Origin of the sequence: Hymenobacter defluvii, from assembly GCF_017589435.1 — a bacterium.
Classification (GTDB): domain Bacteria; phylum Bacteroidota; class Bacteroidia; order Cytophagales; family Hymenobacteraceae; genus Hymenobacter; species Hymenobacter profundi.
The window spans coordinates 1-8,040 of sequence record NZ_JAGETX010000040.1 but is presented as its reverse complement, the minus strand read 5'-3'; the positions used below and the strand labels follow the sequence as shown (position 1 = coordinate 8,040).

Sequence of the window (8,040 nt, the reverse complement as noted above, 5' to 3'; positions counted from 1 at the left end):
AACGAGCGCTCTACCTCTACCGTAAAGTCAACGTGACCCGGGGTATCGATGAGATTGATTTTGTATTGTTTGGTCTCAGGAGTTGGGTCGCCTTGCTCGTTCGTAGGATAGTTCCAGAACGTAGTGGTTGCGGCCGAGGTAATAGTAATACCGCGCTCCTGCTCCTGCTCCATCCAGTCCATCGTGGCAGCACCTTCGTGCACTTCCCCGATTTTATGGGTTTTGCCGGTATAGTAGAGAATGCGCTCCGAAGTCGTGGTCTTACCGGCGTCGATGTGCGCCATAATCCCGATGTTCCGGAGGAATTGCAGGTCTTTATTAACAGCCATTGCTTTATTAAGTGTTATTTAAGGGCTTAGGGTCTTGGGCACCTAGTAAGCTTCAAAGAGAAAACTAAGTTCCTAAGACCCTAAGTCCTTAACAACGATTTAGAATCGGAAGTGCGAGAAGGCTTTGTTGGCTTCAGCCATACGGTGGGTGTCATCTTTTTTCTTGACAGCAGCACCTTCGCCTTTAGCGGCAGCAATAATTTCACCAGCCAGCTTGTCTTTCATGGTTTTCTCACCACGACGACGAGCATATTGGATCAACCACTTCGAACCAACAGCAATGCGACGGTCAGCGCGAACTTCGATCGGCACTTGGAAGGTAGCACCGCCTACACGGCGGCTCTTCACTTCTACAGTTGGCATCACGTTGTTCAGGGCTTTACGCCACATTTCCAGACCACTTTCCTTCGTACGCTGCTCAACTAGCTCGCAGGCATCGTAGAAAATAGTGTAGGCTAGGTTTTTCTTTCCGTCATACATCATGTAGTTGACGAAACGGGTTACCAGCGTCTCCTTGTATTTGGGGTCAGGTAGGAGAATGCGCTTCTTCGGTTTTGACTTTCTCATAGTATCAGAAGTGAGTAAAGAGAAGTGAGAAGTGAGATAAGAGCCATAGTTTGGCACTCACCTCTCACTTCCAACTACTCATCTCTTAGTATTTACTTTTTCTTACCTGGTGCTGGTTTGCCGCCTTTGCCAGCTGCGGGAGCTTGGCCTGGCTTCGGACGCTTAGCACCATACTTCGAACGACGCTGCAAACGGCCGTTTACACCGGCGGTATCGAGAGCGCCACGGATGATGTGGTAACGCACACCTGGCAAGTCTTTCACACGGCCACCACGGATCAGCACGATGCTGTGCTCCTGCAGGTTGTGGCCTTCACCGGGAATGTAGGCGTTAACTTCTTTGCCGTTGGTCAGGCGCACGCGGGCAACTTTACGCATAGCCGAGTTCGGCTTCTTAGGCGTAGTGGTGTATACACGGGTGCAAACGCCGCGGCGCTGCGGGCACGCATCAAGGGCCGGCGACTTTGACTTCGTCGTCAGCTTCTCGCGGCCTTTACGTACTAACTGGTTAATGGTAGGCATCTACGGAATGGTTTGTCCAGGAGGGTCTTCTCCCAAAAAATTAGGCTTGCAAAGGTAGATAAAGTGTTTTGAAATAGCAAACAGGTTGAACTAGTTTGTTTTAGAGAAACCACAAGAATATCTCTTTCTAACCTCCCATCCTTTCTTCACCTCTACCCTACTACACAAAAAGCAATGTTACAGATTCCGCTCAACAAGAAATCCATACCTGTTATCTAAATTTCGGCTAGCTATGCCTCCCCCATCGTCCCTCCAAAATTCATCGGAAAGCTTGGCATCTCGGGTTGCGAATTAATAGGGCCAAATGTCTGTTCGAAGCGTTCTACGTTATCGGCCAGTGCGGCGAGTAAACGCTTGGCATGCTCTGGCGTGATAACAATACGAGCTTTCACTTTAGCTTTAGGTAGGCCCGGCATCAATCGGATAAAGTCGATAACGAACTCGCTACTGCTATGCGCAATCATAGCCAAGTTGGCGTACTGACCCTCAGCAATGTCTTCGGGCAGTTCTATATTGATAGCATTTGGATCTTGCGGAATGCTGGGGTCTGATGGGTGACTCATGTTGAAGCGGAAGATGAAGGATCAAAATTACTAAAAACAAAACGACCGGTCGGATTACTCCAACCGGCCGTTTTTTATTCAAGATCTTATCGGATTACTCCGATACCGACTCGCGCTTGGCACGTGACGCCCGCTTGGGAGCTACGACTTCTTCAGTTGCCCGAGCGTTCTGCAACGCTTCGAGCTCCTCCTTCGAGCCTACTACCTGGCGCGTGTATTCGCGCAAGCCAGTACCGGCCGGAATGAGGTGACCTACGATTACGTTCTCCTTCAAGCCCAGCAGTTCGTCTGCTTTGCCACGGATGGCAGCTTCCGACAGCACCTTAGTCGTTTCTTGGAAGGAAGCAGCCGAGATGAATGACTGTGTACCTAGCGAAGCCTGTGTGATACCTTGGAGGGTAGGACGCGATACAGCGGGCTGAGCCTCCCGTACCTCCACCAGTTTCAAGTCACGACGACGGAGCGACGAGTTTTCATCGCGCAGCTTACGAGCCGATACAATCTGGCCGGGGCGCATGTTGGTCGAATCGCCGGCTTCCGTTACCACCTTCATGTCGATGATGGTATCGTTCTCCTCCATGAAAATCACCTTGTCTATTACTTGGTGCTCCAAGAAGCTAGTGTCGCCTGCATCGAGAATCACAACTTTCTGCATCATCTGGCGCACTACCACCTCAATGTGCTTATCGTTGATTTTTACACCCTGTAAACGGTACACTTCCTGAATCTCGTTCACGAGGTACTCTTGCACTGCGCCTGGACCCTGAATGCTCAGAATGTCGTTCGGAGTGATAGCACCATCGGAAAGCGGCATACCGGCCCGGATAAAGTCGTTGTCCTGGACTAGAATGTGTTTCGACAGCGGCACCATGTATTTCTTCTTCACGCCGTCTTTCGACTCAACGAAGATTTCACGGTTACCACGCTTCACCGTACCGTAGCTCACTACACCATCAATTTCCGATACAACGGCCGGGTTTGAGGGGTTACGAGCTTCGAATAGTTCCGTAACGCGAGGTAGACCACCGGTAATGTCGCGGGTCTTACCCACGGCACGCGGAATCTTAGCGAGGATGTAACCTGCTTTGATTTTCTGACCATTCTCCACGTTCAAGTGAGAGCCTACTGGTACACTGTAGCCTTTCTGAGACTCGTCAGCGTCCTTCTTGCCCGACTTAACGATGATAGACGGGTTCTGGGTCTTGTCGCGCGACTCAATGATTACCTTCTCACGGTGACCTGTCTGCTCGTCCGATTCTTCACGGTAGGTTACGCCTTCCGTAATCGAATCGTACTGAATCGTACCGTCGAACTCAGCCAGAATTACCGCGTTATACGGATCCCAGTTATTGAGCTCTTGGCCTTTTTCTACCTGCTGACCTTCATCGACGAGCAGGAAAGAGCCATACGGGATGTGGTGCGAGATAAATACTTTACCAGTACCTGGCTCCACAATACGAATCTCGCCTGAACGGCCCATCACGACTTTCACTGACTCACCTTCGGCGTTAGCAGTGTCTACTGTGCGAACATCTTCAAATTCGATTACACCATTGAACTTGGCACGTGTGCTAGCTTCTACTGCAATGTTAGATGCAGTACCACCTACGTGGAAGGTACGCAGCGTCAGCTGGGTACCAGGCTCACCGATTGACTGAGCAGCAATAACACCTACCGCTTCACCCTTCTGGACCATACGGCCCGACGACAGGTTGCGGCCATAGCACTTAGCGCAAATACCACGCTTTGATTCACAAGTCAGTACCGAACGGATTTCCACCGATTCGATACTGGTCTGATCGATGCGACGCGTCACCTCTTCGGTGATTTCGTCACCAGCTGTTAGGATTACTTCGTCGGATAGCGGATCGATGATGTCATGCACTGCTACACGACCCAAGATACGCTCGGCCAACGATTCTACGATGTCCTCGTTATCCTTCAGTGCAAAGGTCTCGATGCCACGCAGTGTGCCACAGTCCACCTCATTTACGATAACGTCCTGCGATACGTCTACCAGACGACGCGTCAGGTAACCGGCGTCAGCCGTTTTCAGTGCCGTATCGGCCAGACCCTTACGGGCACCGTGGGTAGAGATAAAGTACTCGATTACGTCCAAGCCTTCTTTGAAGTTGGACAGAATCGGGTTTTCGATAATCTCCCCTACCGAGCCTTGCAACGACTTCTGCGGCTTGGCCATCAGACCCCGCATACCGCCGAGCTGACGAATCTGCTCGCGCGAGCCACGGGCGCCGGAGTGCATCATCATGTAAATCGAGTTGAAGCCCTGGTTCTCCTTCTCGAGGCGCCCCATGAGGGTTTCAGTGATTTGGTTGTTGATACGCGTCCAAATGTCGATAACCTGGTTGTAACGCTCGTTATCCGTAATCAGACCCATCTGATAGTTCTGGGTTACGGCTTTCACGTCATTCTGAGCTTGCAGAATCAGTTCGTCCTTCTCCTGTGGAATCTGGATATCACCCAGACCCATCGACAGACCACCTTTGTAAGCCGACTGGAAACCCAGCGTCTTGATGTCGTCGAGGAACTGTGCGGTACGGGCCATACCAGTCCGCTTGAACACCAGCGAGATGATCTGCTGAAGCTTCTTCTTAGTCAGCAACTCGTCTACAAAACCTACCTCCTCAGGCACAAGCTGGTTGAACAGCACGCGACCGGCAACGGTTTCGATGATCTTGGTAACGAGGTTGTCCTCTTCATCACGAACCTTCGTGCGTACCTTGATATAGGCGTGCTTCGAAAGCTGCTTTTCGTTGATAGCAATTACTACCTCCTCATCCGAGTAGAACATCCGGCCTTCGCCTTGGATTTTCTCGTCGTCAGTTGAACGCTTGCCTTTGGTCACATAGTACAGACCCAACACCATGTCCTGCGACGGTACCGCGATGGGCGCGCCGTTAGCAGGGTTCAGGATGTTGTGCGAAGCCAACATAAGCATTGAGGCTTCCAGGATAGCAGCAGGTCCCAGGGGAACGTGCACAGCCATCTGGTCACCGTCGAAGTCAGCGTTGAAGGCTGTACAAACAAGTGGGTGCAGCTGGATAGCCTTACCCTCGATGAGACGCGGCTGGAACGCTTGGATACCCAGACGGTGCAAGGTAGGAGCACGGTTCAGGAGAACAGGGTGGCCTTTCAGCACATTCTCCAGAATATCCCATACCACAGCGTCCTTACGGTCTACAATCTTCTTCGCTGATTTTACTGTTTTCACAATGCCGCGCTCAATAAGCTTGCGGATGATGAATGGTTTGAACAGCTCAGCAGCCATGTTCTTGGGTAGACCGCACTCGTGCAGCTTCAACTCAGGTCCTACCACAATAACCGAACGACCAGAGTAGTCGACGCGCTTACCGAGCAAGTTTTGGCGGAAGCGGCCCTGCTTGCCTTTCAGCATATCAGACAGCGACTTCAGCGCACGGTTACCCTCAGCACGCACGGCATTCACTTTACGTGAGTTGTCGAACAGCGAGTCTACAGCTTCCTGGAGCATGCGCTTCTCGTTCCGCAGAATCACCTCAGGAGCCTTGATTTCAATCAGGCGCTTGAGACGGTTGTTGCGGATGATAACGCGGCGGTACAGGTCATTCAAGTCAGAGGTAGCAAAACGGCCACCATCCAACGGCACGAGTGGACGCAACTCCGGCGGAATCACCGGCACCATGCGGATTACCATCCACTCGGGCTTGTTCTCAATGCGGGTAGCGGCATCACGGAACGCTTCCACTACGCGCAGACGCTTCAGAGCCTCAGCCTTCCGCTGCTGCGATGTTTCGTGGGCAGCTGAGTCACGCAGAGAGTAAGACAGCTCATCCAAGTTGGTACGCTCGAGCAGCATTTGCAGCGCATCGGCACCCATCTTGGCGATGAATTTGTTCGGATCTTCGTTAGGCAGCATCTGGTTCTCGCGGGGGAGACGGTCGATGATGTCCAAGTACTCGTCTTCCGTGAGGAAGTCAAGTTGCTGTACGCCTTCTTCAGCCAAAATACCTGGCTGCACTACAGCGTAACGCTCGTAGTAGATAATCTGGTCGAGCTTCTTGGTGGGTAGGCCCAGCAGGTAGCCGATCTTGTTAGGTAGGGACTTGAAGTACCAGATATGCGCAACGGGCACCACCAATTCGATGTGGCCCATCCGCTCCCGGCGTACTTTCTTCTCGGTTACCTCCACGCCGCAACGGTCGCAGATGATACCCTTGTAGCGAATCCGCTTGTATTTGCCGCAGTGGCATTCCCAGTCCTTCACCGGACCGAAGATTCGCTCGCAGAATAGACCGCCCATTTCGGGCTTGTACGTCCGGTAGTTGATCGTCTCAGGTTTCACTACTTCACCGTTCGACCGCTCCAAAATGGATTCGGGCGAAGCCAGCGAAATGGTAACTTTCGAGAAGTCCTGTACCAGTTTCTTGTTTTTTGCAAACGCCATGTAGGGTAGCTGTTGTTAGCTGTTGGCTTGTATCTGTTTGTTGGTTCCGCTAGTCTTAAGACAGGTCGGAAAGAACATAACAGTTCGACTCTGCGAAAAGTGCTCTGCGGGTCGGATAGGTACGCCGCGCAGTAGTTTTCCGCCAGGTCTTACTAGTTGGTTGATTCAAAAGCTGAATCGAATTGCGGCCAACTACCACCGAGGATGAATGCTGTTCTGACCATATCTCGGAACAACGCCGGCAGCGGCTGTTATCGGTTTCCCGAACCGCGGGTATTCTAACTGATTTGAAAAGTGGCTGCCGATACCGAAATATCAGCAGCCACTACTTTCAAACTTTAGTCAAGCGTGATTTCCAAAGCCAGACCGCGCAACTCATGAATGAGTACGTTGAAGGACTCGGGGATATTCGGCTTGGGCAGTACGTCGCCTTTTACAATTGCTTCGTACGCCTTGGCACGGCCAATCACATCATCCGACTTCACTGTGAGGATTTCCTGTAGCACATTGGATGCACCGAAGGCCTCCAACGCCCACACTTCCATCTCACCGAAGCGCTGACCACCAAACTGCGCCTTACCACCCAGCGGCTGCTGCGTGATGAGGGAGTACGGCCCGATAGAACGAGCGTGCATCTTATCGTCAACCAAGTGACCCAGCTTCAGCATGTAGATCACACCGACCGTTACAGGCTGGTCAAACCGGTCACCCGATAAGCCATCGTGGAGATAAGCACGACCCCAATCAGGCAGGCCAGCTTCGGTCAGTTCTTTCGCTACTTCATCTTCGGTAGCACCGTCGAAAATTGGGGTAGCATAAGTGCGACCCATTTTCAACCCGGCCCAGCCAAGAACGGTCTCGTAGATCTGACCGATGTTCATGCGGCTTGGTACACCTAGCGGGTTCAGCACAATGTCCATCGGCGTGCCATCGGGTAGGAAAGGCATGTCCTCGTCGCGTACAATACGGGCTACTACACCCTTATTACCGTGACGACCAGCCATCTTATCCCCTACCTTCAGCTTACGCTTTTTGGCGATGTATACCTTGGCCAACTGCACGATACCAGCAGGCAACTCGTCGCCTACCTCCAACGTGAATCGGTCGCGCTTGAAGCGAGCCGTGATAGTGTTACGGCGCTTTGCATAGTTTTTCACTAGCTCAGCCAACATGCTGTTCACCTTCTCGTCAGCTGTCCAGCCTTCCAAGATGAGGTCTTTGAACATGTTCACTTCTTCCGGCACAGCGTAATTGCTTTCGTCCTTGTAAGGGTTCTTGTCTGGGAAGAGAGCATCAGTGATGTTCTTCTTGCCAAACTTGGCACCTTTCGTCAGGATCTCGTCGCCAAACTTGTGCTTCACTCCCTGCGACGTTTTGCCGTCAAGCAATTGCACCAGTTTGTCAATCATCACAGCTTTCACGCCACGAAGCTCTTTAGCATAAGAGTCCTTCAACTCTTCCACTTCCTTCTTCGACTTGGCACGTAGATTCTTATCCTTTTTCGGACGCGAGAACAGCTTAGTGCCAATTACTACCCCATTCAAAGATGGCGGCGCCTTAAGCGAGGCATCTTTCACATCGCCGGCTTTGTCACCAAAGATGGCGCGGAGTAGCTT

Annotated in this window: 5 protein-coding genes and 1 pseudogene; all 6 read right to left on the bottom strand. The window is 51.9% G+C overall.

Going from position 1 to position 8,040, the window contains the following annotated elements; all coding sequences use genetic code 11:
* A partial coding sequence (locus J4D97_RS22405; RefSeq protein ID WP_208309540.1) for a GTP-binding protein occupies positions 1-329 on the bottom strand: 329 nt, incomplete at its 3' end.
* Positions 330-428: 99 nt separating this feature from the next.
* The gene (rpsG, locus tag J4D97_RS22400; protein ID WP_044515484.1) at positions 429-896 is read right to left on the bottom strand and encodes a 30S ribosomal protein S7; all 468 of its coding nucleotides are present in this window, start codon (positions 894-896) and stop codon (positions 429-431) included.
* A 92-nt stretch (positions 897-988) separates the two neighbouring features.
* Positions 989-1,417: a 30S ribosomal protein S12 gene (gene rpsL / locus J4D97_RS22395; protein ID WP_185281368.1), complete on the bottom strand. Its 429-nt coding sequence runs from the start codon at positions 1,415-1,417 to the stop codon at positions 989-991.
* 230 nt (positions 1,418-1,647) lie between these two features.
* Positions 1,648-1,980, bottom strand: a complete 333-nt coding sequence (locus J4D97_RS22390) for a DUF3467 domain-containing protein (protein WP_208309539.1) — start codon at positions 1,978-1,980, stop codon at positions 1,648-1,650.
* 94 nt (positions 1,981-2,074) lie between these two features.
* Positions 2,075-6,424 (bottom strand): DNA-directed RNA polymerase subunit beta', encoded by a 4,350-nt coding sequence (rpoC, locus tag J4D97_RS22385; RefSeq protein ID WP_208309538.1) that lies wholly within the window; start codon positions 6,422-6,424, stop codon positions 2,075-2,077.
* Positions 6,425-6,762: 338 nt separating this feature from the next.
* Positions 6,763-8,040, bottom strand: a pseudogene (gene rpoB, locus J4D97_RS22380) (DNA-directed RNA polymerase subunit beta); the annotation flags it as partial.